This is a genomic window from uncultured Alsobacter sp. (genome assembly GCF_945952055.1).
Lineage (GTDB): Bacteria > Pseudomonadota > Alphaproteobacteria > Rhizobiales > Beijerinckiaceae > Alsobacter.
The window spans coordinates 43445-69162 of sequence record NZ_CAMFHB010000028.1; the positions used below are offsets into that span (position 1 = coordinate 43445).

Annotated in this window: 20 protein-coding genes; 13 read left to right on the plus strand and 7 right to left on the minus strand. The window is 69.7% G+C overall.

The features are described 5' to 3' along the window. Window positions 1-32: 32 nt before the first annotated feature. Window positions 33-1511, minus strand: coding sequence for a YdiU family protein (locus Q0Q47_RS19510; protein ID WP_293863443.1), 1479 nt, complete (start codon window positions 1509-1511; stop codon window positions 33-35). A 161-nt stretch (window positions 1512-1672) separates the two neighbouring features. Between Q0Q47_RS19510 and Q0Q47_RS19515 the strand changes: the two genes are divergently transcribed. Both Q0Q47_RS19515 and Q0Q47_RS19520 read left to right on the plus strand, forming a co-directional pair. Beyond that, window positions 1673-2731 carry an Atu2307/SP_0267 family LLM class monooxygenase gene (locus tag Q0Q47_RS19515; protein ID WP_293863445.1) on the plus strand — a complete coding sequence of 353 codons (1059 nt, stop codon included), beginning with the start codon at window positions 1673-1675 and terminating at the stop codon, window positions 2729-2731. Next, window positions 2728-3225 (plus strand): YaiI/YqxD family protein, encoded by a 498-nt coding sequence (locus tag Q0Q47_RS19520; protein WP_293863447.1) that lies wholly within the window; start codon window positions 2728-2730, stop codon window positions 3223-3225. The genes Q0Q47_RS19515 and Q0Q47_RS19520 overlap by 4 nt, the downstream gene beginning before the upstream one ends. On the opposite strand, the gene Q0Q47_RS19525 is transcribed toward Q0Q47_RS19520, so the two are convergent. Beyond that, on the minus strand, window positions 3200-3382 hold the full coding sequence (locus Q0Q47_RS19525) for a hypothetical protein (RefSeq protein WP_293863449.1): 183 nt from the start codon (window positions 3380-3382) through the stop codon (window positions 3200-3202). The two genes, Q0Q47_RS19520 and Q0Q47_RS19525, sit on opposite strands and share 26 nt — an antisense overlap. Before the next feature lie 81 nt (window positions 3383-3463). On the opposite strand from Q0Q47_RS19525, the gene Q0Q47_RS19530 reads away from it, so the two are divergent. After that, a complete protein-coding gene (locus Q0Q47_RS19530; RefSeq protein WP_293863451.1) occupies window positions 3464-4459 on the plus strand; it encodes a WYL domain-containing protein in 996 nt (331 codons plus the stop codon). A 223-nt stretch (window positions 4460-4682) separates the two neighbouring features. On the opposite strand, the gene Q0Q47_RS19535 is transcribed toward Q0Q47_RS19530, so the two are convergent. Next, window positions 4683-8138: an AAA family ATPase gene (locus Q0Q47_RS19535; protein WP_293863453.1), complete on the minus strand. Its 3456-nt coding sequence runs from the start codon at window positions 8136-8138 to the stop codon at window positions 4683-4685. Next, entirely contained in the window at window positions 8135-9412 is a 1278-nt protein-coding gene (locus tag Q0Q47_RS19540) for a DNA repair exonuclease (RefSeq protein WP_293863455.1), read from the minus strand. The genes Q0Q47_RS19535 and Q0Q47_RS19540 overlap by 4 nt, the downstream gene beginning before the upstream one ends. Window positions 9413-9592: 180 nt before the next feature. Here Q0Q47_RS19540 and Q0Q47_RS19545 point away from each other — a divergent pair, with 180 nt between their 5' ends. From Q0Q47_RS19545 to Q0Q47_RS19570, 6 genes are all read left to right on the plus strand, one after another. Then, window positions 9593-10252, plus strand: coding sequence for a glutathione S-transferase family protein (locus tag Q0Q47_RS19545; RefSeq protein WP_293863457.1), 660 nt, complete (start codon window positions 9593-9595; stop codon window positions 10250-10252). A 337-nt stretch (window positions 10253-10589) separates the two neighbouring features. Then, window positions 10590-11396, plus strand: coding sequence for a transglutaminase family protein (locus Q0Q47_RS19550; protein ID WP_293863459.1), 807 nt, complete (start codon window positions 10590-10592; stop codon window positions 11394-11396). Between the two features lie 128 nt (window positions 11397-11524). Continuing rightward, window positions 11525-11890 carry a hypothetical protein gene (locus tag Q0Q47_RS19555; RefSeq protein WP_293863461.1) on the plus strand — a complete coding sequence of 122 codons (366 nt, stop codon included), beginning with the start codon at window positions 11525-11527 and terminating at the stop codon, window positions 11888-11890. A 49-nt stretch (window positions 11891-11939) separates the two neighbouring features. Then, window positions 11940-13034, plus strand: coding sequence for a putative zinc-binding peptidase (locus Q0Q47_RS19560; protein ID WP_293863463.1), 1095 nt, complete (start codon window positions 11940-11942; stop codon window positions 13032-13034). 107 nt (window positions 13035-13141) lie between these two features. Beyond that, the gene (ppc, locus tag Q0Q47_RS19565; protein WP_293863465.1) at window positions 13142-15916 is read left to right on the plus strand and encodes a phosphoenolpyruvate carboxylase; all 2775 of its coding nucleotides are present in this window, start codon (window positions 13142-13144) and stop codon (window positions 15914-15916) included. A gap of 91 nt (window positions 15917-16007) precedes the next feature. After that, complete coding sequence (locus Q0Q47_RS19570) at window positions 16008-16607, plus strand: hypothetical protein (protein WP_293863467.1); 600 nt, start codon at window positions 16008-16010, stop codon at window positions 16605-16607. 174 nt (window positions 16608-16781) lie between these two features. Here Q0Q47_RS19570 and Q0Q47_RS19575 read toward each other — a convergent pair whose 3' ends face one another. Together Q0Q47_RS19575 and Q0Q47_RS19580 are read right to left on the minus strand one after the other, a co-directional pair. Continuing rightward, a complete protein-coding gene (locus tag Q0Q47_RS19575; protein ID WP_293863469.1) occupies window positions 16782-17162 on the minus strand; it encodes a hypothetical protein in 381 nt (126 codons plus the stop codon). Between the two features lie 136 nt (window positions 17163-17298). Then, window positions 17299-17757 (minus strand): response regulator, encoded by a 459-nt coding sequence (locus Q0Q47_RS19580; protein WP_293863471.1) that lies wholly within the window; start codon window positions 17755-17757, stop codon window positions 17299-17301. Between the two features lie 371 nt (window positions 17758-18128). Between Q0Q47_RS19580 and Q0Q47_RS19585 the strand changes: the two genes are divergently transcribed. Continuing rightward, window positions 18129-19307: an efflux RND transporter periplasmic adaptor subunit gene (locus Q0Q47_RS19585; RefSeq protein ID WP_293863473.1), complete on the plus strand. Its 1179-nt coding sequence runs from the start codon at window positions 18129-18131 to the stop codon at window positions 19305-19307. Window positions 19308-19344: 37 nt separating this feature from the next. Continuing rightward, entirely contained in the window at window positions 19345-22506 is a 3162-nt protein-coding gene (locus Q0Q47_RS19590) for an efflux RND transporter permease subunit (protein WP_293863475.1), read from the plus strand. A 4-nt stretch (window positions 22507-22510) separates the two neighbouring features. Here the strand turns inward: Q0Q47_RS19590 and Q0Q47_RS19595 are convergent, their stop codons facing one another. Further along, entirely contained in the window at window positions 22511-22978 is a 468-nt protein-coding gene (locus tag Q0Q47_RS19595; protein WP_293863477.1) for an Lrp/AsnC family transcriptional regulator, read from the minus strand. Window positions 22979-23099: 121 nt separating this feature from the next. Here Q0Q47_RS19595 and Q0Q47_RS19600 point away from each other — a divergent pair, with 121 nt between their 5' ends. Next, entirely contained in the window at window positions 23100-23840 is a 741-nt protein-coding gene (locus Q0Q47_RS19600) for a tryptophan 2,3-dioxygenase family protein (RefSeq protein ID WP_293863479.1), read from the plus strand. A 158-nt stretch (window positions 23841-23998) separates the two neighbouring features. Beyond that, complete coding sequence (locus Q0Q47_RS19605) at window positions 23999-25708, plus strand: MFS transporter (RefSeq protein WP_293863481.1); 1710 nt, start codon at window positions 23999-24001, stop codon at window positions 25706-25708. Window positions 25709-25718 lie beyond the last annotated feature (10 nt).

The window sequence follows — 25718 nt, forward strand, 5'->3', positions numbered from 1 at the left end:
GCAATCCTGCGTGCATCGACCGCTGGAACCGCTCAAGTCCCGCAGAACGTGCGGTAGACGCGCTGGTCGGCCGGGGGCGGTTCCTCGTATTGGGCAAAGGCAGGGCGGTCGTCGTAGGGGCGCGTCACGGCCTCCAGCATCTCCTCGAAGGGGGCGTAGTCCTGGCGCTCCACGGCGGCCTCGATCATGGCCTCGACCCGGTGGTTGCGAGGAATGATCGCCGGGCTCGCCGCGCGCATCGCCTCGCGGCGGGCGGAGGCATCGCCGCCCTCGGCGGCGAGCCGGGCGCGCCAGGTCGTGGCCCATGCATCGAAGGCGGTGGGGTCGATAAAGAGACCGCGCACCGGGCCGTCGTGCTCCGGCCCCAGCGCCGCATCGCAGAGCTTGCGGAAGACCAGCGTCAGGTCGGCGGTGTTGGCCGTCATGCGGTCGAGCAGGTCCTGGGCCAGCGCCAGGTCATCCTCGCGCGCCTCCACCAAGCCGAGCTTTCGGCGCAGGACGGCGACATAGGCGTCGTTGAACTGGCCGGCGAAGCCCGCCAGCACGGCCTTGGCGATCTCGACCGCCTCGTCCTCGTTGTCGGAGAACAGCGGCAGCAGGCACTCGGCGAGGCGGGCGAGGTTCCACTGCGCGATCGCCGGCTGGTTGGCGTAGGCGTAGCGGCCGAACTGGTCGATGGAGCTGAACACGGTCTTGGGGTCGTACGCGTCCATGAAGGCGCAGGGGCCGTAGTCGATGGTCTCGCCGGCGACCGACATGTTGTCGGTGTTCATGACTCCGTGGATGAAGCCGATGCCGAGCCACTGCGCCACGAGCGCCGCCTGGCGGGCGATGACGCCCTCCAGGAGAGCGATGGCGGGGTTGGCGGCGCCCCGCAGGGCGGGGTAGTGGCGCTCCAGCACGTGGTCGACGAGCAGGCGGGTGCTGTCGGTGTCCCCGCGCGCGGCAAAGAACTGGAACGTGCCGACGCGGATGTGGCTCGAGGCCACGCGTGTCAATACGGCGCCCGGCAGCGCCGTCTCACGATAGACCGGCTCGCCGGTCGAGACCGCCGCGAGCGCCCGCGTGGTGGGGACGCCCAGTGCCGCCATGGCCTCGCTGACGAGGTACTCGCGCAGCACCGGGCCCATCGCGGCGCGCCCGTCGCCGCGGCGGGAGAACGGGGTGGGGCCGCTGCCCTTGAGCTGGATGTCGCGCCGGTTGCCGTCCCTGTCGACGACCTCGCCCAGCAGGATCGCCCGGCCGTCGCCGAGCTGCGGCACGAACTGGCCGAACTGGTGGCCCGCATAGGCCATGGCCAGCGGCTCGGCGCCCTGCGCGATGCGCAGGCCCGCCAGCACCTCGACGCCCTCCGGCGTCGCCAGGGCGGAAGGATCGATGCCCAGCGTGCGGGCGAGCCCCTCGTTCACCTTGATGAGCTGGGGCATGGCCACGGGCGTGGGCAGGACGCGCCGGTAGAACGCTTCCGGCAACCGGGCATAGCTGTTGTCGAAGGGCACGTGCACGGTCATCGGGGGCTCCAGTCCGCGCGGGGGCAGACCCCGCATCTGGCGGTTCGAACGGCCCGCGTCAAGCGCGGGCGTGCCGTCCTGCAAGGACGGGCATGCAGCCGTGAGGAGGACGAAACGGCCGTTTGCTGCTATTCGCCTTGGCCAGCTTCGGAGTCACCGCGATGGAATTCGGCATCTACACCTTCGGCGAGACGACGGTCGATCCGCTGACCGGCGTGCGCGTCACACCCGGCCAGCGCCTGCGCGAGCTCATCGACGAGATCGCCTTCGCCGACGACCTCGGGCTCGACGTCTTCGGCGTCGGCGAGCACCACCGGCCGGACTACGCCGTCTCCGCGCCGCCCGTCGTGCTGGCCGCCGCCGCCGAACGGACGAAACGCATCAGGCTCACCAGCGCGGTGACGGTGCTGAGCTCCGAGGACCCGGTCCGCACCTTCCAGCAGTTCGCCACGCTGGACCTGCTGTCTGGTGGGCGCGCCGAGATCATGGCCGGCCGCGGATCCTTCATCGAATCCTTCCCGCTGTTCGGGCAGCGCCTCGACGACTACGACACGCTGTTCACGGAGAACCTCGAGCTGCTGCTGCGGCTTCGCCAGAGCGAGCGGGTGACGTGGGAGGGCGGGCACCGCGCCGCCATCGACGACCGCGGCGTCTATCCGAGACCCGAGCGGGAGATCCCGCTGTGGATCGCGGTCGGCGGCACGCCGCAGTCGGTCGTGCGGGCCGGCGTGCTCGGCCTGCCGCTGGCGCTCGCCATCATCGGCGGCGAACCGGCGCGCTACGCGCCGCTGATCGATCTCTACCGCGAGGCCGGCCAGCGGGGCGGGCAGCCGGCGGAGGTGCTGAAGGTGGGCATCAACGCGCACGGCTTCATCGCCGACACCTCGCAGGAGGCCGCCGACATCTTCTGGCCGCCCTACCAGGACACGATGAGCCGCATCGGGCGCGAACGCGGCTGGCCGCCGCTGACGCGGGGCCAGTACGAGGCCGGCATGTCGCCGCGCGGCCATCTGCTGGTCGGCAGCCCGCAGCAGGTGATCGACAAGATCCTGGCCCACCACGAGCATTTCCGGCACGACCGGTTCCTGATGCAGATGAGCCTGGGGCCGCTGCCCCGCAAGGCGCACCTGCGCTCGATGGAGTTGCTCGCGACCGTGGTCGCTCCGGCGGTGAACAAGGCGCTGGGCGCGTCGGCCGCCGTGCAGGCTCCGGCCGCGTGAGCGCCGGGTTCCCCGAGATCGTCGTTGCCGAAGGCATCGTCGTCTTCGTCGATGCCGATGCCTGTCCGGTGAAGAACGAGGTCTACAAGGTCGCGGCCCGCTACGGGCTCGTGACCTATGTGGTCGCCAATGCCTGGATGCAGTTGCCGCAGGATCCCGCCATCGTGCGGGTCATGGTGCCGGCGGGACCCGACGTGGCGGATGATTGGATCGCCGCCAACGCCCGGCCGGGCACGGTCGTCGTCACCGCGGACGTGCCGCTGGCCGACCGTTGCGTGAAGGCCGGGGCGAGCGTGCTGGCGCCCAACGGCCGCGCTTTCACGGAAGATGCCATCGGCATGGCGCTCGCGACGCGCAACCTGATGACGGACCTCCGGTCGGCGGGAGCCCAGACCTCCGGCCCCCCACCCTTCTCGCCCCGCGACCGCTCGGCTTTCCTGTCGGCGCTCGACGTGGCGGTCCAGCGCATCAGGCGGGCTTCGCCGCCGCGATGACCGCCACGGGCGGCGGCGGCGCGAGCTCGTCGTCGGCGCGGGCTGCGGCGACGCAGAAGACGAAGCCCAGCAGCAGCATGGCGCCGATCAAGGCGTCGCCGATGAAGCGGTCCAGGCGCTCGAGGCCATTGGCGGCGTGGGTGCGGTTCTGTCTCATCGGTCCCTCCACAAGCGGTGTGAGGATGGTCTAAGGTTGCGGGGTGTCAGATCCTGTCATGCCCGTACCGATACAGCCCGCATGTCCTTCGCCAAGGCCGACCAGCTCCTCGAACTCGCCACCATGATCCGGGCCCGTCGGGCCGGCATCACGCTGGCCGACTGCGAGGAGCGCTTCGGCTGCTCGCGTCGAACTGCACAACGCATGATGCGCAACGTCGAGCTCCGGTTCCCGGACATCGACACTTTTTTTGACGAAGAGGGCTGTAAACGCTGGACAATGCGCAGCGGACCTCTTCGTGAGCTGCTGTCGCTGGCCGCCGACGAACTCGCGGCCCTCGATCTCGCCGTGGCCCAACTCGACCGCGACGGTCAGTTGCGGGAGGCCCGGCTGCTGGGGCGCCTGCGGGAGAAGATGCTGGCCCTCGTGCCGTCGGCGAAAGCGAGCCGGCTCGAAACGGACCATGACGCGCTGCTCGAGGCCCAGGGCTTCGCCGCTCGCCCCGGCCCCCGCCCGCGCGTCGACGAGGCCGTCGCCCAGGCCGTCGCGGAGGCCATCAAGGCCTGCCTCGTCGTCGAGATCGACTACCAGTCGCGCAGCGACGCAAAGCCCCGGCGGCGCGCGGTCATGCCGCTCGGACTGCTGACGGGAGCGCGCCGGTACCTCGTGGCGCGGCCGGAGGACACGCCCGAGGGGACCGTGCGGACCTACAGGCTCGATGCCGTGTCGAACGCGATCCTCACCGAACGGCCCTTCGCCCGGCCCGAGGACTTCGATCTCCAGGCCTTCGCCAACCGCGCCTTCGGCCTTTACCAGAGCGAAACCGAGTACGGCGAAGTCGTCTGGCGCTTCGCGCCTCGCGCCGCGGCCCAGGCGCGCGGCTATCTGTTCCACCCCGACCAGACGACGCAGGACGAGCCCGACGGCTCCCTCACGGTGCGCTTCTTCGCCTCCGGCCACCTGGAGATGGCCTGGCACCTCTATGCCTGGGGGGACGCGGTGGAGGTGGTGAAGCCCAAGGCCTTGCGGAAACTGGTCGAGGGGTATCGCCGCAGCGACTTCGGGGTGCTGCCTTGAGGCCATTCGCGATCGCGTGTCGCATGCGACCAACTCTCAACCGTCCTGCCCGGGCTTGGCCCGGGCATCCACGACTTTGCCGGGGCCGTCCTGAAGTCGTGGATGGCCGGGCCAAGCCCGGCCAGGACGCGGAGAGCGAGGAGCAAGCTGGACCAGCAATTCGTATCACCCGAGCTGAACCGGACGCGACCCGGTCTTTCGAAACGGCGCGTCACCGTGCCGCTCAAAGCTCGTGCACCCGCACGTCCGGGCATACCGCCCTGGCGATGTCCACCAGATGCCTGTGGTGGGTGAAGTAGATCACCTGGCCCTTTTCGGCCATGCCGGCGAACAGGCGGAAGGTTTCCTCGGCGCGGAAGTCGTCGAAGGTCTCCATGATGTCGTCGGCGATGAAGGGCACGGGCGTGCGAGCCCGGGCGAACTCGTGGTAGCCGGCCACGCGCAGCGCGAGGTAGAGCTGGAAGCGGGTTCCCTTGGAGAGCGCGGGCGCCTGCTTCGATCGACCCTCCGCATCCACGGCGATGAGCACCTCCTCGCTGCCGTCGGGTTGCGTGGTCAGGCCGCGATAGGCGTTGCGGCTGATCATGGCGAAGGCCTCGGAGGCCTTGTCGAGCATCGAGCCGCGGTGGCGCTCGCGGTAGATGGCGAGGGCACGCCGCGCCGCGGCGGTCCCGAGGCTCAGGCGCAGCCAGCGCTCGGCGCCGTCGCGGATGGCCGCCAGCACGGACTGGCGGGCCTCCTCGAGCCGCGCGGCGCTCTCGTCGGCACCGACCTCCTTCACGGCGGCCTCCGCCGAGCGGTAGCGAACGGCCAGATCCTCGCAGGTCCCGTTGCGCACCGCGAGGTCGGCGGACCTGGTCGAGACGGCGAGCTCAAGCGCGGTGGGGTCGAGCCCGCCGAGCAGCAGGTCGGCCTCCTCCATGGTCATCGCGCCCAACCCGGCGAGCAGGCTGCCCTGCCGCGTGGCGAGGTCGCGCGCCTCGCGGGCCACCGACTGGGCTTCGCCGATCGCGGCCGCGGCGGCGGCGAGCGTCTCGACGCCGAAATGCTCCAGCACGGGCCCCACGGCCTCGGCATGGCGGCGCAGGCGCAGTTCGAGCGCCTCGCGCTTCTGCCGGAGGCGGTCGAACTCCTCCTGCTTCGCCTTGCGCCGGCTCGCCCCCTCGACGGCGACACCGATGCGCTGGTCGAGCGCGTCAAAGGCTGCGACGGGATCCTGCGGCTCCCCGGCGTCTCCAGCGTCGGCCAAGAGCGCCGCCACCTGGGCGCGGAAGATGCGCTGGTCTTCTTCCATCGCCGCGATGCGATGGGCGAGGCCATCGCGGTCGCGCACCGCCTCGTCGAGCTTCGCCAGGGCGGTGAGAAGGTCACCCGTGGCCGACGGCTCCACGGCCCTGCCGGCCACACCGAACCAGCACGTCGCGCACACCTGCGCCCAGCCGCCGCGCCAGTCCGTCTCGGCCTTGGTCGCCTGCTCGAGCGCCTTTGCGCGCCGCTCCACCTGCGCGGCCTGGGCGTCGTAACGCCCCTGCGCGTCGAGCGCCTGCGATCGCGCCTCAAGCCTGGCCTTGGCCATGCGCTGCAGGGTCGCGAGCGACAGGTCGCCGTCGATCCGGATGCCGCACAGGGAAAGCGCCTGGGCGAGGTCCGTCCGCAGAGCCGCGGCCTCGGCCGCGGCGCGCGCCGCCTCTGCCTCGTGACGGCGCATCGTGTCCCAGGCTTCCAAGCCACGCCGACGCGCGTCGGCAAAACCGGCCAGTGCGTCCACCCCGAGATCGTCCGGCAGGCCGAGCCCCGCCAGGCAGGCCGCGAGCGCGCCCCGGCTCTTGCGAGCTTCGTCTTCGGCGCGGGCGAGTGCGGCCTCGGCTGCCCTGAGGTCCGCGGCCTTCTGCGCCTCGTCGGCCACCAGCTGGCGCAAACCGCCGATGCGGTCGGCATGGGCGACGCGGTTGTCGCGCGCCAGGTCGTCACGGCGCAGCAGGTCTTCGAAGACCGCCGCGGTGGTCCCGTCGAGCGCCGCGCGATGGGCGGCCCAGGCGCGTTCGCGCTCCGTCCGCAGGGCCCCGATCTCCGCATCGGTCAGGAGACCGTCGGCGCGCCCGGTCGCCTCGATACGCGCGATCAGGGCGTCCCGCTCGGCCGTGAGCCGCCGAACGGTCTTGCGCGCATCCAGCACGCCCCGCTCCGCCTCGCCGGCCTCCCGGCGCAGCGCGTCGATCCGGGACGCGTCGGGCATCGCCAGGGCGGCCAGGGCCGGCCAGTCCCCGCGCCAGGGCGCGGTGGCGGCGAGCAGGGTGGGCAGGCGCTGTGCCGCCTCGTCGCGGGCGCCCGCGGCCAGCCGGAGGCGCGTCTCGTGATCGCTGGCCTCGACGCTCTCGAGGCTGGCCTCCAGGACCGTCCAGGCCTCCGGGGGCGCGGTGGGCTCGTCCTGCGCGGCCGTCTTGCCGGCGGCGAGTGCGGCGAGGCGGTCCCGCTCCTCGGCGTGCTCACGCTCGGCTTCCTCGCGGCGCGCCAGGATGCCGGAATGGCTTTCCACCAGCCGTCGCAGGGTCCCGACGGTGACGCCGTCGAGCCGCAGTTCGGCGGGATCGCGACCCTGGCAACCCAGGCTCGCCAGCAGATCGGTCACCGTGGCCGAGGCGCCCTGCAGGGCCTGCCGGCGGCCCGGCAGGTCGTCCACCGCCGTCACGAAGCGCCCGCGCCAGATCTTGGCGTCCGCGACCCGTGAGGAAAGCGCGATGAGCCCGACGTCTTCGTCGAGGCGGTCCAGGTCTTCGGCCAGCCCGGCGATGGCGGTGTCGAGCGCCGCCTTCTCCGCGGCGAGCGCGGGCTCGTCCTTCTGCAAGCCCGGCAACAGGGCGGTCCAGGCCTCCGGGAAGGCCATGGCCCGGGGGCGGGCATCGAGTTCGGCCTGCTTGCGGCGGCAGGCGAGCCACTGCGGCAGCGCCGCGAGCAGCTTCTGGTCCTTGAGCAGTTCGCCCTGCACGGCGTCGCGCAGGCGCTGCGCCTCCTCGTAGGCCTCGCGCGCCTTGTCACGCTCCTTCACCAACCCGGCATAGCGGGCCGCCGCCATGTCGATGGCGTCCCGTTCCTGGCGCAGGCGCTGCAGCTCGGCCTTGAGCTGCGCGAGTTCGGTGTTGCGGCCGTTCGCCCGGTAGAACAGCTCGGCCCTCTCGCCGACGGCCTCGAGCTGGGCGCTCATGTCGGCCAGGCCGGCGCTCGCCGAAAACAGCAGCTGCCCGAGTTCGCCCTTGCTGGCGAGAATGGCGTTGCCGCCCTTCTCCAGCGTGTCGTCGTCGAGCGAGAACATGGTGCAGTAGGCGGTCCGGTCGATGCCGCCCAGGGGCCCGAGCACGGCGGCCTCCGGCAGCGGCGCGTCGTGCTCGTCGCGCAGGCTGCCGCTGTTCTTCTTCACGCGGCGCAGTTCGCGCACGCCGCCATCCATCTCCACCGCCGCGCCGACCAGCATCGTCGGATAGTCGTGGAGGAAGTTGAACGCGCTGCGCGTCTCGATGCCGTAGAGCAGGTCGAGCCAGGCCGAGATGGTCGTCGACTTGCCGGCCTCGTTGGGGCCGTAGACGAGATGGAGGTCCGGACCCCTCTCCGGCCTGCGGCCGAAGTCGAGGCTGCGGTCGGTAAACTTGCCGTAGCGGACGAGGTCGAGCCGACGCAGCCTCATGGCGTCGCCTCCGGCGCGGGATGGCCCTGGAGGGCGGCGACGACGTCCTCCACGCCCTCGGCCGCGAGCCTCGCCACGACCTTCGCCTGCTCCTCGGCGGTATCGCCGAAGGCGGAGCGGCACTCGGGCGGGAGCTGCGCCATCAGCTGGGCCATCGTGACCCGCGCCTCCTCGGCGAAGCCCTCGGACGGCAGGATCCGGTCGTTCAGGAGCGCATGCAGCTCCCCGACGGGCGTGCCCTCGCCGGCGACCGCCTGCGGCGGGGTGCACAGAAGATCGAGGCTCTCGATCCAGAGCCGGCCAAGCTGGGCGCCCTGGCGCTGCATCTCGGTCTTGAGAAGGTCGGCGTCCCGCCGGATCCGCCAGGCGAGCGGCGTCGCCCCGTTCAGCGTGACGCGCACGACGGCATGGTCGGCGCGCACGCGCCCCCGCAGCGCGGCGAGCGCCTCCTGGGCGGCCCGAACCACGTCCTGCCAGTCCGACGCCCCGCCGGCATCGACGGTCAGGCGCTCGAACTGCGCCACCGCCGTGCCCCTCTCCTCGATCGCGATCGTGCCGTCCTCGCCGATCTCGACGAGCGAGACCGTCTTGGGGCCGGCCTCGTTGATGTCACGCCCCTGGGGCATGCCCGGCATCACGATGGCGGCGGCGCCCCTGTGCTCGGCGCGCCGGTGGATGTGGCCGAGCGCCCAGTAGGCGTAGCCATGGGCGTCCAGATCGGCGACCGCACAGGGGGCGTAGGGGTCGTGCCCCGGGGCGCCGCCGAGGCTGGTGTGCATCAGCCCGATGTTGATGGCCCCCGGCACGGGTGCCTTGTAGCGCGGCAGCAGGCTCTCGGGAGCCTGCGCGTCGGTGAAGCTGAGCCCGTGGACGGCGACGGGCACGTCGCCCTCGCCACGGGCCAACGTGACCGTCCGCGGGCGTCCGTCGAAGACCGTCACGCTCTCGGGCAGCACCAGCTCGCGCGTGATCCGGGACAGGTTGTCGTGGTTGCCGCGGATCACGAAGGTCCGGATCCCGGCCGCGTCGAGCCTGGCGATCTGCTCGGCCAGGAACAGCGCGGTCTTCATGGACGTCTGGTCGCCGTCGTAGAGATCGCCGGCGACGAGCAGGGCATCGACGTGCTCGGCCAGGCACAGGTCCACGATGCGCACCAGGGCCTGGCGGGTCGCGGTGCCGACGACCGCCGCGAGGTCGGGGTCGCGCAAGGCGAGCGACTTCAGGGGCGAGTCGAGATGGAGGTCGGCCGTGTGGACGAAGCGGAAGGATGCCATGGACGCTGAATCACTCTCTGCGGCGCAGGGGTCAACAGGGCGCCCCGCACGGCCCATGGCACACTGCCCCGGGCGGGCGTCAAAATCTGACACGGGTGGGACGAGGATCCGTGAGAGACCGCGACGGCCGCCTTCGCTTGCGCCATGATCCCCCGTCACGACTCAACGACCTGGTGGACAATGGCTCTCAAGATCTACGGCGTCCTACGCTCCCGCGCGACCCGCAACGTCTGGCTCGCGAAGGAACTCGGCATCGACTTCACGGTGGTTCCGGTCATCCAGGGCTACCGCCTTCCCGACGCGAAGGCGGCCGGCGCTCCGCTGAACACGGAATCGCCGGCGTTCCGTGCCATCAACCCGAACGGCCAGGTGCCCTGCATCGAGGACGACGGCTTCGTGCTCTGCGAATCCCTGGCCATCAACCTGTACCTCGCCAAGAAGCATGGCGGCCCGCTGGCGCCCAAGGACGCCCGCGAGGAAGCGCTCATGATGCAGTGGGCCCTGTGGGCGGCGACCGATTGCGAGCCCCGGACGCTCGCCATCCAGTACGCGCGCGGGGGCAAGCCCGAGCAGCGCGACGAAGCGGCCGTGAAAACGGCGATCGACGGCCTGGCGCGCCCGGCCGCCGGCCTGGACAGCGCCCTGCAGAAGGGTGGCGGTTGGCTGGTGGGCAACCGCTTCACGGTCGCCGACATCAACGCCGCCGAGGTCTGGCGCTACGCACAGGCCGCTCCGGAACTCATCGACGCCCACCCGCCCATCAAGGCGTGGCTCGCCGCCTGCCAGGGCAGGCCCGCCTTCAAGCAGATGATGGAAGAGCGCGCTGCCGAGCCGATGTGAGGCTTCTTCTTGCGGAAATGGGGCCCCGTTCGTTTTGACGGGGCCCCGCCGAGATCGCCAATAGCCGCTTCCTTTACCATCCGGCGCGGTGTCTTTCTCCGCGCGTTTGTCGAACGTCTCTCATTTGACGTCGGCCGACGTGGTCAGGATGCAGCCCCGGCGCGGCTTCGACCAACGGGAAACCCTTCAAGAATTCTTGATTCCTCGCTTTTTCAGGCGGTTCAGTGGAACTGCCACGCTTCGAGTCACATTCCTTCATTCGATTGCCTGATCTCGCGTCGAACGCTGACGAGACCGTCCGGTTATCGAATTTCGGATCTCAGGAGGGTCGCAGCGGATGAAGATCAGGGTTGGCTACAGGATCGACTACGAGTGCACGCAGCGCACGCCTATGTTGCTGATGCTGCGGGTCCACCCGTCGCGGGAGAACGACCTGCATGGGCCGGACGACATCCGGTCCACCCCGGCCCTGCCGGTGCAGACCTACATCGACGGGTTCGGCAACCTGTGCAGCCGGCTGGTGTCGCCGGCCGGCCTCCTCAGTCTGACGACCGATGCGATCATCGAGAGCTCCCCCGTGCAGGATCTCACGATGCCCGACGCCCAGCAGATCGATGCGGGGCTCCTGCCGTCCGAGAACCTGGTGTTCCTGCTGGGCAGCCGCTACTGCGAAACCGACAAGCTGTCGGACATCGCGTGGTCACTCTTCGGCAAGACGCCCCTGGGCTGGCAGCGGGTCCAGGCCATCTGCGACTTCGTCCATGCCCACATCCGCTTCGACTACATGGCGGCACGCGCCACCAAGTCCGCCTTCGACGTCTTCCACGAGCGTGAGGGCGTCTGCCGCGACTTCGCTCACCTCGCCGTCGCCCTGTGCCGCTGCATGAACATCCCCGCGCGCTATTGCACGGGCTATCTCGGCGACATCGGCGTCCCCAAGGACGACTCGCCAATGGACTTCAGTGCCTGGTTCGAAGCCTATCTGGACCATCGCTGGTACACGTTCGACGCCCGGCACAATCGCCCCCGCATCGGCCGCGTGCTGATGGCGCGTGGACGGGATGCTGCGGACGTCCCGCTGTCGAACAGCTTCGGCGTCGTCACGCTGCGCCGCTTCGAGGTGTGGTCCGACGAAGTGGCCTGACACCGCTTCGGCCGTCTCCGGGAACCGCTCCGCCAAAGGCCCGGCGGTCGCGCCCAACTCAAGCTTCCGGCAACCTTTCGCAGCACGCTGCGTTGGTGCGGCATGATCCTCATCAAGGAGAACGGACCATGCCAGCCAACGGCACGATGAAGGTCGCCTCGGCGGCCGTAATTCTCGCCGGCGCGCTCGTCACCGCGCCCGCTCCCGTCTACGCCAAGCCCGGCTACTATTCGGGCCGGCACTACGCGGCGGGGCCGCGCTACCGGCACCGGGGCAACCGCGGTGCCGCCGCGGCGGCGGGCATCATCGGCGGACTGGCGCTCGGCGCCCTGGCCGCCGGTGCGGCGCGCAGCGAGCCCCGCTACTACGAGACCTATCCGGCCTATGGCGGCTACGGCGCCTACGGTGGATACGGCGGCTGCTACGTGACCAGGCAGCGCGTGTATGACGGGTGGGGTTACCCGCGCTGGCGTCGCGTGCAGGTTTGTAACTGATCGACACAGGCCGGCGGGCTTCGGCCCGCCGGTCCCGGGGGCGCACGGCATGAAGCTTTTCAAGTGTCAGAGTTGTGGCCAGGTCCTCTATTTCGAGAACCGGGCCTGTGGGCGTTGCGGCCACCGTCTCGGCTATCTCTGGGACAGCGAGACGCTCTCCGCGCTCGAACCGTCCGAACCCGCGCCCGAAGGCGCGCCCTCGACCGGTGAGACCTGGTCGGCTCTGGCGGCTCCGGATCGCAGGTTCCGCTTCTGCGCCAACGCGGGTTACGACACCTGCAACTGGCTGGTCGACGACGGTTCGCCCGACGCGTTCTGCCGGGCCTGCGTCCACAACTCCGTCATCCCCGACACGAGCCTTCCCCAGCACCTGGAGGCGTGGCGGATCATCGAAATCGCCAAGCACCGGCTCGTCTACACGCTGCTGCAGTTGCGACTTCCCCTGCAGACGCGACGGGAGGACCCCGAGCACGGGCTCACCTTCGAATTTCTCGCCGACCCGCCGGATGCTCCCGGACCGACGGTGATGACCGGGCACGACAACGGGCTGATCACCATCGCGCTCGCGGAGGCCGACGACGCCGAACGTGAACGCCGGCGGACGCAGATGGGCGAACCCTACCGGACGCTGCTCGGCCACTTCCGGCACGAGGTGGGCCATCACTACTGGGATCTGCTGGTGCGCGACGGCGGTCGCCTCGACGAGTTCCGCGCCCTGTTCGGCGACGAGCGCGAGGACTACGGCCAGGCCCTGCAACGCCACTATGCCCAGGGAGCCCCGCCCGACTGGGGCTCGCGCTACATCTCCGCTTACGCCAGCAGCCATCCCTGGGAAGACTTCGCGGAGACCTTCGCGAACTACCTGCACATCGTGGACACGCTGGAGATGGCACGGGCATTCGGACTGTCGGTGAACCCGAAGGTCGACGACACGGGGGTCGTCACCGCCAATCTCGACGTGCGGCCGGAGTTCACCCGCGACTTCAGCCGGGTGCTCGAGGACTGGCTGCCCCTGACCTTCGCGCTCAACAGCCTGAGCCGCTGCCTGGGACAGTCCGACCTCTACCCGTTCATCCTGTCGCCGCCGATGACGGAGAAGCTCGACTTCGTCCACCGCCTGGTCCGCAACGCCAAACGGGCCTGACCGCCGGGTGGCCTCCCGCCCGCGGGGGTCTGTCACCTGTCACGTTTTTTGCTTATGGCATTCCTGCCGGTTCGAACGCTCACCCGGGCCCCGCGCAGGAAACGATCATGTCCGCTCCCCTGACCGTCGTCCCCACCGATGCCTCCGCTTCGGAGAAGGACCAGAAGCTTCTCGACGACACCCGGCTGCTCGGCCAGATCCTCGGCGACACGGTCCGCGAGCAGGAGGGCGAGACCGCCTACGAGCTCATCGAGGCGATCCGGCGCCTGAGCGTCGCGTTCCAGCGCAAGGCCGACGCGCAGGCCGGCAAGGACCTCGACAGCCTGCTGAAGCGCCTCAGTCCCGACGAGACGCTGACGGTCATCAGAGCCTTCAGCTTCTTCTCGCACCTCGCCAACCTGGCCGAGGACCGCCACCACATCCGTCGCCAGGCCGAGCATGACGCCGAGGAGGAGGCGCCCGAAGGCACGCTCGCGCACAGCTTCGAGGTGCTGAAGGCGCACGGGATCGACAGCGAGCGCATCGTGCGCACGCTGTCGGCGGCCCATGTCTCGCCGGTGCTGACCGCGCACCCGACCGAGGTGCAGCGCAAGAGCATCCTCGACGCGGAGCGCTCCATCGCCGAGCTGCTCACCGCGCGCGACGGCCTGCGCAGTGCGAGGGCCCGGGCCGCGAACGAAGTGCAGCTGCGCGCCCGCATCACGCAGCTCTGGCAGACGCGGATCCTGCGCTACACCCGGCTCACGGTGGTCGACGAGATCGAGAACGTCCTGAGCTACTACCGCTCGACCTTCCTGCGCGAGATCCCTAAGCTCTATGCGGAACTCGAGGCTCTCACGGGGCGGCCCGTGGCGCCGTTCTTCCGGATGGGCAACTGGATCGGCGGCGACCGAGACGGCAACCCGAACGTCACGGCGGAGACGCTGCGCACCGCCCTGCGCCGTCAGTCGGAAACCGTGCTGCGCTACTATCTCACCGAGATCCACGAGCTCGGGGCCGAGCTCTCCGTGTCCGTGACCGAGGCCGGCTGCACCGGGGACCTGCGGGCGCTCGCCGACGCGGCCGGCGACGACAACCCCCATCGCCAGGACGAGCCCTACAGGCGGGCTCTCATCGGCATGTATGCGCGGCTGGCGGGCACGCTGCGCGCCCTGACCGGCACGGAGGCGCTGCGGCACGCGATGGCTCCGGGCAAGCCCTACGCGCTTCCGGGCGAGGTGCTGGCCGATCTGCGCGTCATCCGCGACTCGCTGCAGCGCAACCACGGCGGCGCCATGATCGGCACGCGGCTGGGGCCGCTGATCCGGGCGGTGGAGGTGTTCGGCTTCCATCTCGCCACCACCGACCTGCGGCAGAACTCGGACCGGCACGAGGCGGTGGTCGCGGAGCTGCTGCGGGTCGCCCGCATCGAGACGGACTACCCGGCTCTCGCCGAGGAGGACAAGCGGGCGCTGCTGCTGCGCTGCCTGTCGGACCCGCGCGCCCTGCGGGTCAGGATGGCCGAGTACTCGCAGTCCACCCGCGACGAGCTCGCGATCTTCGAGGCGGCGCGCGAGATGCGCGAGGCCTTCGGGGCGGGGGCCATCCGCCACTACATCATCAGCCACACGGAGAGCGTGAGCGATCTCCTCGAAGTGCTGGTGCTGCAGAAGGAGTGCGGCCTGCTGCGCGGCACGCTGGCGCCCGAGGAGGCGTCGCGGGCCAAGGCCGACCTGATCGTCGTGCCGCTGTTCGAGACCATCGAGGACCTGCGCTCGGCCGAGCCGATCATGCGCACCTTCTACGACCTGCCGGGGATCGAGGCGCTGGTGCGCAGTTCGGGCGCCGAGCAGGACGTGATGCTGGGCTACTCGGACAGCAACAAGGACGGCGGGTACTTCACCTCCAACTGGGAACTGTACCGGGCGTCCACGGCGCTGGCGCGGCTGTTCGAGGCGAAGCCGGGCCTGACGCTGCGCCTGTTCCATGGCCGCGGCGGCACCGTGGGCCGCGGCGGCGGGCCGAGCTACCAGGCGATCCTCGCGCAGCCGCCGGGCACGGTGAAGGGCCAGATCCGGCTGACGGAGCAGGGCGAGGTGATCGCCAACAAGTATGCCAACCCGGACATCGGCCGGCGCAACCTCGAGACGCTGATGGCGGCGACCCTCGAGGCGACGCTGCTGGCCTCGCGCAAGGCACCGCCGCAGGAGTTCCTCGACGCGGCCGGGGAACTGTCGGCCCACAGCATGGAAGCCTACCGGACGCTCGTCTACGACACGCCGGGCTTCACCGACTACTTCTTCGCCGCGACCCCGATCGCCGAGATCGCGGAGCTGAACATCGGCTCGCGCCCCGCCTCGCGCAAGGCGACCCGCCGGATCGAGGATCTGCGGGCGATCCCGTGGAGCTTCTCGTGGGGCCAGAGCCGGGTCACGCTGCCGGGCTGGCTCGGCTTCGGTTCGGCGGTGGAGCGCTTCGTCGCCGCCGATCCGGCGGCACGGACCGCCCTGCTGCAGCGGATGGTCCGCGAGTGGCCGTTCTTCAAGACCCTGCTGTCGAACATGGACATGGTGCTGGCCAAGGCCGACCCGGACATGGCGCGGCGCTACGCGGACCTGGTGCCGGACAAGACCCTCGGCGCCACCATCTTCGCCGCGCTCGACACGGAGTGGCAGCGCACCCTGGCGGCCATGGAGACGATCACGGGCGAGACTCGCCGGCTCGCCGACAATCCGTCGCTGGCCCGCTCCATCGCGCATCGCTTCGCCTACATCGCGCCGCTGAACCACCTGCAGATCGAACTCCTGAGGCGCTGGCGCGCGGGCGAGGTCGATACCAAGGCGCAGCAGGGCATCCTGATTTCCATCAACGGCATCGCGGCCGGGTTGCGCAATTCGGGGTGACGCAAGCGTGATTGGTTCGGGGGCCCCCAGGGGTCCTATCGTTCCTCACCCGGACGCCTCACGGAGGCGCCGAGGGAGGGGAACGAGGACCATGGCAAAGATGACCTGGATTGCCGCAACGGCGGCCATCCTCGCGGCCGGCATGACGGGAGCCGCCGCGCAGACCCAGACGATGAACGTCCGGGGCACGATCACCGCCTTCGACGGCAAGATGCTGTCGGTGCAGTCGCGCGACGGCCGGGCACTGACGATCGACGTGCCCGAGGCGCTCAACGTCAACATCACCAAGCCGTTCACCCTGGCGGACGTGAAGCCGGGGATGGTTCTCGGCGTCACCACCGTGAAGAAGGCGGACGGGACGATCGTCGCGATCGACGTGCGCCCGATCCCGGCGACGGCGAACCAGGGCCTTTCCCCGCACGACCTCGCGCCCGACTCCACCATGACCAACGCCACGCTGGAAGGGGCGGTCCAGGTCGCCAACGGCAACGAACTGACGCTGAACTACAAGAGCGGGACGGTGAAGGCTTTGGTGGTCCCGGAGACGGCCATGTCGCAGGCCGCGCCCGGCGCGCGCAGCGACCTCAAGCCGGGAGAAACCGTCTTCGTCTCCACCCGCGTGGAGGCCGGAGACAAGCTCACCGCCGCCCGCATCCAGGTGAGCAAGGACGGCGTGAAGCCGACGCAGTGACCGGCCGCCCGGCAGCCCGGGCGACCACGCCGGCGCTCTTCACTTCGGTCACTTTGGTGCCTCGAATCAGACGGGTCGACGTTCGTCGGTTCGCAATGGCTCTTTGGGGGAGGTGCCGTAGCGCCAGCCGGGCGGCTGCCATCCCCCGTTTCTGCTGCAGCGCAACAAGGCCCTTCACGATTCCAGGGCGGTGTTGCGCTCCGGCACCACTTGACGGACCCAGCGAGTCGGCGCCAACAACCCTCTGATCCGAAATGCTTTTTCCAGCTTGACCGGCGGGGCGGGAGGGCCGTTTTCCGGCCTGATCGGACCCGATGCGGGCCCGCCGGTGCCCTCAAGAATGTTTTCACGCACGTGCCATTTTGGTACAAGCAACTTAGGGTTGATATTGCGTTCGAAATGCTTTTTGCAGGTGATGTAAACGGGGAACTTGCAATGATGACGGCCCATGGCGTCAACAATGCTGCAGACGAGCTGATCGACGCACTGCTCGAGATGTCGGGCCTTCTCGCGGCCAAAGCCGTGGTCCGCGAAGAGCACGGGGCGGTCGCGCACTTCGAAAGCCTCGGGATCACTCAGCCTCCGTCCGTCCATGATCTGGACGAACGCCTGAACATGACCCTCAGCCGCGTCAACACGGCTGTTGCAAGCTATCGTTCGAGCCGCTGAAGAGCTCGACGAACACCCGCGTTCAACTCCGCTGACGCTTGGCCACTGCTTCGTTGATCTTGACGCGAAGCTGCGCGGCATCGAACGGCTTCAGCATGAATCCGTCGGCTCCCAGGCTCAGTGCCCGCGCGGCATGATTGCCGCTCTTGCTCCCCGTCACCATGATGACCGGCAGGTGCGCGAGCTCCTTCGTCTTGCGAACGGCCTGCAGCAGCTTCATGCCGCTGGTGTCGCCCATCTCGACATCGCTGAGCAGCAGGTCGACGGGCCCCTCGTGCAGGAGCTTGAACGCATCGCTCGCGCCGCCCGCTTCCAGGATCGTCGCAGCCCCGAGCGAGCGGAGCATTTTCGCCAGGATGGTCCGCAACGTCGCCTGATCGTCCACCACGAGCACGGTGCGCACCGACGGGTGCAACCGGACCTGCGGTTCGACGAAGATCTCGGTGCCGACGATGGCGTCGACATAGCCATTGGCAGACATGCGGCATTCCCCTGGGACCCGGGCACTCTGCCACGCTGCCGCTTGCGAGCCGGTTAAGCCCCGGGTGGGATTCTCCGCCTGGACGCCCTGCGGCGAAGCCACAATCTCGCCTGGATTTGGACAGAATTCGCAATGTCCTTCAATAGATTTCACGGGTCCGTGACTTACCGAAAGTTAAGTTGAACCTTGTGCCGCCCCGATCCATTTCGTGTGCAGGGGCTTGCATGCACGGCCGATCATCCAGCCGTCACCGGGCACAGGCACATCCTTACTGCGGGTGAACAATGAATCGCGCGACGACAATCGTTGCCGTCGGCCTGGTGGCCGGTGGATGCTTCGCTGCTTGGCAATGGGCCGGGCGGCCCGACATCGTGGCCCTGGTCCAGCGGGGCGGCGCGGCGCCGGCAGCACGGCCCGCCAAGGACGCGCGGCCGGCCGGCGCGGCCGTGGCCGTGGTCACCGCGCCCGCCGAGGTCGTCGACTTTCCCGTGCGGCGCCGGAGCATCGGCAACATCGAGGCGATGGCTACCGTCCTCGTCCGGTCGCGCGTGGACAGCCAGCTCCTGACCCAGCACGCCAAGGACGGCCAGTTCGTCACCAAGGGCGACCTCCTGTTCACGCTCGACGACAAGGAGTTGCGCGCGGCGGTGGCCCGCGACGAGGCGAACCTCGCCCGCGACCAGGCCAACCTGACCCGCACCCAGGCCGACCTGCAGCGCAAGCGCGAGCTGCTGTCCTCCGGCTCGGGGGCCCAGCAGCAGGTGGACCAGGCCCTCTCCGACGCCAAGGCGGCCGAGGCCGCGGTCGCCGCCGACGAGGCGACCTTGGACGCCGACCGGCTGCGCCTGTCCTACACGCGCATCGTCGCCCCGATCGACGGGCGCCTGGGCAGCGTGCAGGTGACGCCCGGCAACCTCGTGCGGGCTTCCGACAGCGGCGGAGGCGGCCTCGTGACGATCACGCAGGTCAAGCCCATCCGCGTCGCCTTCACCTTGCCCGAGCGCGATCTCGCCACGGTGCGCGCCGCCCTGGCGCAGCCGACGCCGCCGACGGTGCGCGTGTTCCCCAGCGGCAGCCGCACGGCGCTGGCCTCCGGCCCCCTGAGCTTCATCGACAGCGCGGTGGACGTGGCCTCCGGGACGATCTCGGCCAAGGCGGTCTTCGCCAACGATGACCTGGCTTTGTGGCCGGGCCAATATGTCGACGTGGAAGTGGAGCTCGGCTCCCGCCCCAACACGGTCGTCGTCCCGACCGTCGCCGTGCAGGCGGGACAAGCCAGCCCCTACGTCTTCGTCGCCCGCCCGGACGGGACTGCCGAGCTGCGCCCGGTGAAGGTCGCCGCCACGGACGGGGACCGCATCGCTCTGGCCGAAGGCCTCTCGGCGGGAGACCGCGTGGTCGTGGACGGGCAGCTGCGCCTCGCCAACGGCACGAAGATCCGCGACACGGCGGCTCCGAAGGGGCAGCCCGCCGCGAGCCGCGGCGGCGACGCGCCCGCCAAAGACCTCTCGGAGTCCGGCGAGGGCGCGAACCGCCCGGCCAGGTCCTGACCCCTCGGCGTCTGCCAGAGCAACCGGAGCCGGTGTCTTGAACATTTCCGCCTTCTGCATCCGCCACCCCGTGGCGACGACGCTGATGTCCTTCGCGATGGTTGCCGCGGGCCTGTTCGCCTATGCGTTCCTCCCGGTCGCCGCCCTGCCGCGCACGGAGTTCCCGGTGATCAACGTCTCGGCGTCGCTGCCGGGCGCCTCGCCGGAGACCATGGCCACCTCGGTGGCGACGCCCCTGATCAAGCAGTTCACGACGATCGCCGGCATCGACACGATCTCTTCGTCCAGCACGCAGGGGTCCACCTCCATCGCCATCCAGTTCAACCTGGATCGCAACATCGACGCCGCCGCGGCGGACGTGCAGGCGGCCATTGCCCGCACGCAGCGCCAGCTCCCGCAGGAGATGACCGATCCGCCGAGCTACCGGAAGGTGAACCCGGCCGACGCCCCCATCCTGCTGATGGCCCTGCGCAGCGAGACCACGCCGCTGTCGAAGCTCGACGCCTTCGCCCAGCAGGTGATCTCCCCGGCCCTGTCGACGATCGAGGGCGTCGCCCAGGTGCAGATCTTCGGCAGCCAGAAATATGCCGTCCGCGTCCAGCTGGACCCCGACGCGCTCGCGTCGCGCGGGCTCGGCGTCAACGAGGTGCAGGCCGCCATCTCGTCCGCCAACGCCAACACGCCCGTCGGCACGCTGCAGAACACGCAGCAGCGCCTGGCCATCGAGGCCAAGACCCAGCTCGCCGACGCCGCGCAGTTCAGCAACATCATCATCGCCGTGCGCAACGGCAAGCCGGTGCGCCTCGGCGACGTGGCGAAGGTGATCGACAGCGTCGAGAACTACCAGCAGGCGAGCTGGTACGACGGCGCCCGGTCCATCGTGCTCGCCGTGCAGCGCCAGCCCGACGCCAACACGGTGGATGTCGTCGACAAGGTGAAGGCGCTGCTTCCGACCTTCCAGGACCAGCTGCCCCAGAACACCACGCTGGAAGCCCTGAACGACCGCTCGATATCGATCCGCCATGCGGTCGAGGACGTAAAGTTCACGCTCGCGCTGACCATCGCGCTGGTGATCATGGTGATCTTCGTGTTCCTGCGCCGGCTCGCGGCCACGATCATCCCGAGCCTCGCGGTGCCGATCTCCATCATCGCCACCCTGGGCGCGATGTACCTGTTCGGGTTTTCGATCGACAACATCTCCCTGCTGGCGCTGACGCTGTCGGTCGGCCTCGTGGTCGACGACGCCATCGTCATGCTGGAGAACATCACGCGGCACATGGAGGAGGAGGGCAAGGGCGCCCTGCAGGCCGCGCTCGACGGCAGCCGGGAGATCGGCCTGACCATCATCTCGATCACGCTGTCCCTGGTGGCCGTGTTCATTCCCGTGCTGTTGATGGGTGGCGTCATCGGGCGCATCTTCAACGAGTTCGCGGTCGTGGTGACGGCCTCCATCGCCGCGTCGGCCTTCGTCTCGCTGACGCTCACGCCGATGCTGTGCTCGCTGATGCTGGGCTCCGGCCACCAGGCGCATCGCGAGGAAGGCCGCATCGGCCGCGCCCTGGAGCGCGGCTTCGAGGCCATGCTGGCCGGCTACGCGGCCGTCCTGCGCGTCAGCCTGCGCAACCAGTTCGCCGTCCTCCTGCTGTTCTTCGCCACCCTGGGCGGGACGGTCTGGCTGTTCATCAGCATCCCGAAGGGCTTCTTCCCCCAGGAGGACATCGGGCAGCTCAGCGTGTCGACGGAGGCGCGCCAGGACATCTCCTTCGAGGCGATGGCGACGCTGCAGACGGAACTGGCCGACGCGATCGGCAAGTCGCCCTACGTGGCGCACGTCGCGTCCACCGCGGGCGTCGCCACCTCGGGCGGCGGCGGCAACAGTGGCGGCATGAACAGCGGCCGCATGTTCGTGGAGCTCAAGGACGCCGACGCCCGCCCTGCCCTGCCCCAGGTCCTGGCCGACCTGCGGCGGCGCGCGGCGGCCGTCGCCGGCATCACCGCCTACATCGTGCCGGTGCAGAACCTGAACATCGGCGGGCGCGCGTCGAAGAGCCAGTACCAGTTCGTGATGCAGGGCATCGACACCGACGCGCTCTATGGCTGGTCGCAGAAGATGACCGACGCCATGGTGCGCGACCGGACGTTCACCGACGTGTCGTCCGACCTGCAGAACAACGCCCTGCAGGCCACGCTCACCGTCGACCGCGACAAGGCGAACGCGCTGGGCATCAACGCCGACCAGTTGCGGTCCACCCTCTACGCGGGGTTCGGGTCGAGGCAGGTCTCGACGATCTACACCGCCGGCGACAGCTACGCGGTGCTGCTGGAGTTCGACCCCTCGCGGGGCTGGGGCCCGGATCGGCTGGACACGCTGCGCATCCGGGCGGGCAACGGCACGCTGGTGCCGATCAGCGCCTTCGCCACCGTCTCACGCACCACCGGGCCGTTGGCCGTCAACCAGCTCGGCCAGCTCACGGCGGTGACGATCTCGTTCAACCTGCCGAACGGCGTTTCGCTCGGCGAGGCGCTGAACCGGATCGACGCCATCAAGGGCGAGATCGGCGTGCCGGCCTCCATCGGGACGAGCTTCGCCGGCACGGCCAAGACGTTCCAGCAGTCGCTCGCCAACCAGGGCCTGCTGCTCATGGCGGCGATCGTGACGATCTACATCGTGCTGGGCATCCTGTACGAGAGCTTCGTCCACCCGCTGACGATCCTCACGGGCCTGCCCTCCGCGGCCCTGGGCGCGCTGGCCACGCTGAGCCTGTTCGGCATGGACCTGAGCGTCATCGCGATGATCGGCCTGCTGATGCTGATCGGCATCGTGAAGAAGAACGCGATCATGATGATCGACGTCGCGCTGGTGCTGCAGCGGGAGGGACGGCGGCCGATCGATGCCATCCGGCAGGCCTGCCTGATGCGCTTCCGGCCGATCATGATGACGACGTTCGCCGCCATCATGGGCACCCTGCCCATCGCCATCGGCGCGGGTGCCGGCGCGGAGCTGCGCCAGCCGCTGGGTGTCGCGGTCGTCGGCGGCCTGGTGGTCTCCCAGGCGCTGACGCTCTTCATCACGCCCGTGCTGTACCTCTACATGGACCGCCTCGCGGCCGGTACGGGCCGCCTCGTCGCCCGCCTGCGCGGTCGCGGGGTCGCCCGGGACGAGCCGGGCGACGCGGCCCAGCCGATGCCCGCCGAGTGAGGGCTCAGGCGAGCCCGGCCATGACGGACCCGCCGCTCTTGATGGTCCGCATGGTGAGCGTGGTGGTGAAGCGGATCACGCCGGGCAGGCGCCAGAGTTCATGGCGCAGGAATTCGTCCAGCGCCGACAGGTCCCGGGTGAGCAGGCGCAGCACATAGTCGGCCTCGCCCACCGTGGCGTGGCAATCGAGCACGCAAGGATGGGCGACGACGGCCCGCTCGAACGCCTCGTGCTTCTCGAAGGCGATGGAGATGTGCGCGAAGGCGAGCGTCGTGGCCCCGAGCCTGGCGTGGTCGATGCTGGCGCGATAGCCGCGGATGATGCCCGCCTCCTCCAGCGCCTGCACGCGCTTCCAGCAGGGCGACTTGGACAGGCCCACCCGCTCGCCGAGCTCGGCGAAGGAAAGCCGCCCCTCCTCCTCGAGAATCGTGAGGATGGCGCGGTCGATGCGATCGAGCTGCTGCGTTTCCATAATCGCGGGTCCTGTGGAACGTTGGTTCCTCATTTTGCCGCATCGGACCGACGCAGGGAACAATGTTCCGACAAGGCAATGCTATCGTTCTGGAAGCTCCACTGTCTTCCCCGGGGGTTCCATGGACCGCGCGAAGTTCTACCGCCTGATGGCCGGCACGGGTGAACTGGACTACGAGCTCTATCTCGAGACCCCGAAGCTCCTGGCGTTGCAGAAGCCCTACGAGGCGCTGGCCAACCCGGACGAGCTGCAGTTCCAGATCGTGCACCAGGTCGAGGAGCTGTGGATGAAGCTCGCGGCCTTCACCATCCTCGAGATCGACGAGCACATGGAGGCGGGGCGCACCCACCGCGTCGTGACGCTGTTTCGCCGCTGCCACATGATCATGCGGCTGATGACCGAGCAGCTCGGCCTCCTGGAGACCATGAGCCCGAAGGAGTACCAGGAAATCCGGCTGCAGCTCGGCAACGGCAGCGGCCAGGAGTCGCCCGGCTTCCGCGTCATGCTGCAGATGCCGCCGCTCCTGTGGACCACCTTCGAGGCCCGCTACCTGACGGGCGCGGGCCGTACCGTCGAGGACATCTACGACAGCGGCTACGCCCACGACGACGCCTATGTCGTTGCCGAGGCGATGATCGAGTTCGACGAGCTGTTCCAGAAGTTCCGGGCCCACCACCTCTTCCTGATCCATCGCTCGATCGGGCTCGGATCGGCGTCGCTCAAGGGGCGCCCCGTGGAGCTGCTGCAGGCCGGCACCCGCCACCGCTTCTTCCCGGCGCTTTGGGAGATCCGCCACGCCATGACGGACTCCTGGGGCGGCACCTACGGGCGCGTGCGCGACAGCCTGTCGGCCAAGGACTAGGTCGCCCCGGGCCCCGCGGCCACGCGGGGCGCCGCTCCCGACCGTGTCCAGACCGGACGCCCGCGGGCAGCCGGTCTGCCTCAGCGCGCTTCCACACCGGCCAGACCTGCGTTAGGCATGGAGCAAGATCGCTTCGGCGCAATGATTTGACAGTTCCGATGCCGGGCCGACCCGTGGGTGAACCGCGAGGCTGGGGCCCGCAACGTGGGGGGATCGTGTCACCGTTCCGCTATCCCGTTTTCCGGACGATCTGGACGGCCAGTCTCGTTTCAAACTTCGGCGGCCTGATCCAGTCGGTGGGAGCGGCGTGGCTGATGACGGCGATCGGCGGGTCACCGGCCATCGTGGCGCTGGTGCAGACGGCGAACACCCTCCCCATCATGCTGTTCTCGCTGCCGGCAGGCGCGATCGCGGACAATTTCGACAAGCGCAAGCTGATGATCGCCTCGCAGACCTTCCTGATGGTGGTCTCGATCGGCCTGGCGGTCTTCACGTATTTCGGCCTCGTCACGCCCGTGATGCTGCTGGCCTTCACCTTCCTGCTGGGCTGCGGCAACGCCTTCAACGGCCCCGCCTGGCAGTCGGCGGTGGGCGACATGGTCGAGAGACCGGACATTCCCGCGGCCGTCGCCATGAACGCCGTGGGCTTCAACATCGCCCGCAGCGTCGGCCCGGCGATCGGCGGATTCATCGTGGCGACGGCGGGCGCCTTCACCGCCTTCGCCATCAACTGCGTGAGCTATGTCGGCCTGCTGACCGCGCTGGCGCGCTGGAAGCTCGCGCCTCCGTCGCGTGCGCTCCCGCCCGAGAGCCTCGCCAGCGCCATGGGCGCGGGCCTGCGCTACGTCGCCATGTCGCCGCGGATCGGCGTGGTCCTGCTGCGCGGCTGCATCTTCGGGCTGAGCGGCATCTCCATGCAGGCCCTCATGCCGGTCATCGCCCGCGACCTGGTGAACGGCGGGCCACTTACCTACGGCGTTCTGCTGTGCGGCTTCGGCGCGGGCGCGGTGTGCGGTGCCTTCCTCATCCCGCGGATGCGGCAGTCGCTGACGGTCGAGTGGATCATCCGCATCGCCTTCCTGGGGACCGCCACGGCCACCGTGCTGGCGGGCCTGAGCCGGGCAGCGCCGCTGTCGTTCCTGGCCACCGCCATGGGCGGCGGCTTCTGGGTGATGGCCCTGTCGAGCTTCAACGCCGCCGTCCAGTTGTCGGCGCCCCGCTGGGTGGTGGGCCGTGCCATGGCCCTCTACCAGGTCGCCACCTTCGGCGGCATGGCGTTCGGCGCATGGTGGTGGGGGTATCTCGCCGACCAGATCGGGCTGGGCCACTCCCTGGTGGTGTCGGGCATCAGCGTCCTGGTCGGGACGGCCCTGGGCCTGCGCTTTCCCCTGCCGGAGACCAAGGGCCTCAATCTCGACCCCCGCCAATGGAACGAGCCCGACGTCGCGATCGACATCCGCCAGCGCAGCGGCCCGATCGTGGTGACCATCGAGTTCGTGATCGACGAGGCGGACATTCCCGAGTTCCTCGGCGTCATGGCCGAGCGCCGGCGCATCCGCCGGCGGGACGGGGCGCGGCACTGGACGTTGTTGCGCGACCTCGCGGATCCGAGGATCTGGGTCGAGCGCTATCATGCGCCCACCTGGCTGGAATACATCCGCCACAACCAGCGGATGACGCTCGCCGACGTCGGCGTGGGCGAGCGGCTACGGGCCCTGCATCGCGGCGAGGCGCCGCCCAAGGTGCGGCGCATGATCGAGCGGCAGGCGACCTGGCGCGGCCTGCACGGATCGCACGACCACGATCACCACGACCACCATCACCCGCTCGTGCCACCCCTCACCCATCCCGGCGGCCCCGCCGAATAGCGGGGACCGC

Excerpts from the sequence above, each read along its gene's own strand:
- Q0Q47_RS19510 (WP_293863443.1), bottom strand. The coding sequence starts at position 1,511 with ATGACCGTGCACGTGCCCTTCGACAACAGCTATGCCCGGTTGCCGGAA.
- Q0Q47_RS19515 (WP_293863445.1), top strand. The coding sequence starts at position 1,673 with ATGGAATTCGGCATCTACACCTTCGGCGAGACGACGGTCGATCCGCTG.
- Q0Q47_RS19525 (WP_293863449.1), bottom strand. The coding sequence starts at position 3,382 with ATGAGACAGAACCGCACCCACGCCGCCAATGGCCTCGAGCGCCTGGAC.
- Q0Q47_RS19530 (WP_293863451.1), top strand. The coding sequence starts at position 3,464 with ATGTCCTTCGCCAAGGCCGACCAGCTCCTCGAACTCGCCACCATGATC.
- Q0Q47_RS19535 (WP_293863453.1), bottom strand. The coding sequence starts at position 8,138 with ATGAGGCTGCGTCGGCTCGACCTCGTCCGCTACGGCAAGTTTACCGAC.
- Q0Q47_RS19540 (WP_293863455.1), bottom strand. The coding sequence starts at position 9,412 with ATGGCATCCTTCCGCTTCGTCCACACGGCCGACCTCCATCTCGACTCG.
- Q0Q47_RS19545 (WP_293863457.1), top strand. The coding sequence starts at position 9,593 with ATGGCTCTCAAGATCTACGGCGTCCTACGCTCCCGCGCGACCCGCAAC.
- Q0Q47_RS19550 (WP_293863459.1), top strand. The coding sequence starts at position 10,590 with ATGAAGATCAGGGTTGGCTACAGGATCGACTACGAGTGCACGCAGCGC.
- Q0Q47_RS19555 (WP_293863461.1), top strand. The coding sequence starts at position 11,525 with ATGCCAGCCAACGGCACGATGAAGGTCGCCTCGGCGGCCGTAATTCTC.
- Q0Q47_RS19560 (WP_293863463.1), top strand. The coding sequence starts at position 11,940 with ATGAAGCTTTTCAAGTGTCAGAGTTGTGGCCAGGTCCTCTATTTCGAG.
- ppc (WP_293863465.1), top strand. The coding sequence starts at position 13,142 with ATGTCCGCTCCCCTGACCGTCGTCCCCACCGATGCCTCCGCTTCGGAG.
- Q0Q47_RS19570 (WP_293863467.1), top strand. The coding sequence starts at position 16,008 with ATGGCAAAGATGACCTGGATTGCCGCAACGGCGGCCATCCTCGCGGCC.
- Q0Q47_RS19580 (WP_293863471.1), bottom strand. The coding sequence starts at position 17,757 with ATGTCTGCCAATGGCTATGTCGACGCCATCGTCGGCACCGAGATCTTC.
- Q0Q47_RS19595 (WP_293863477.1), bottom strand. The coding sequence starts at position 22,978 with ATGGAAACGCAGCAGCTCGATCGCATCGACCGCGCCATCCTCACGATT.
- Q0Q47_RS19600 (WP_293863479.1), top strand. The coding sequence starts at position 23,100 with ATGGACCGCGCGAAGTTCTACCGCCTGATGGCCGGCACGGGTGAACTG.
- Q0Q47_RS19605 (WP_293863481.1), top strand. The coding sequence starts at position 23,999 with ATGCCGGGCCGACCCGTGGGTGAACCGCGAGGCTGGGGCCCGCAACGT.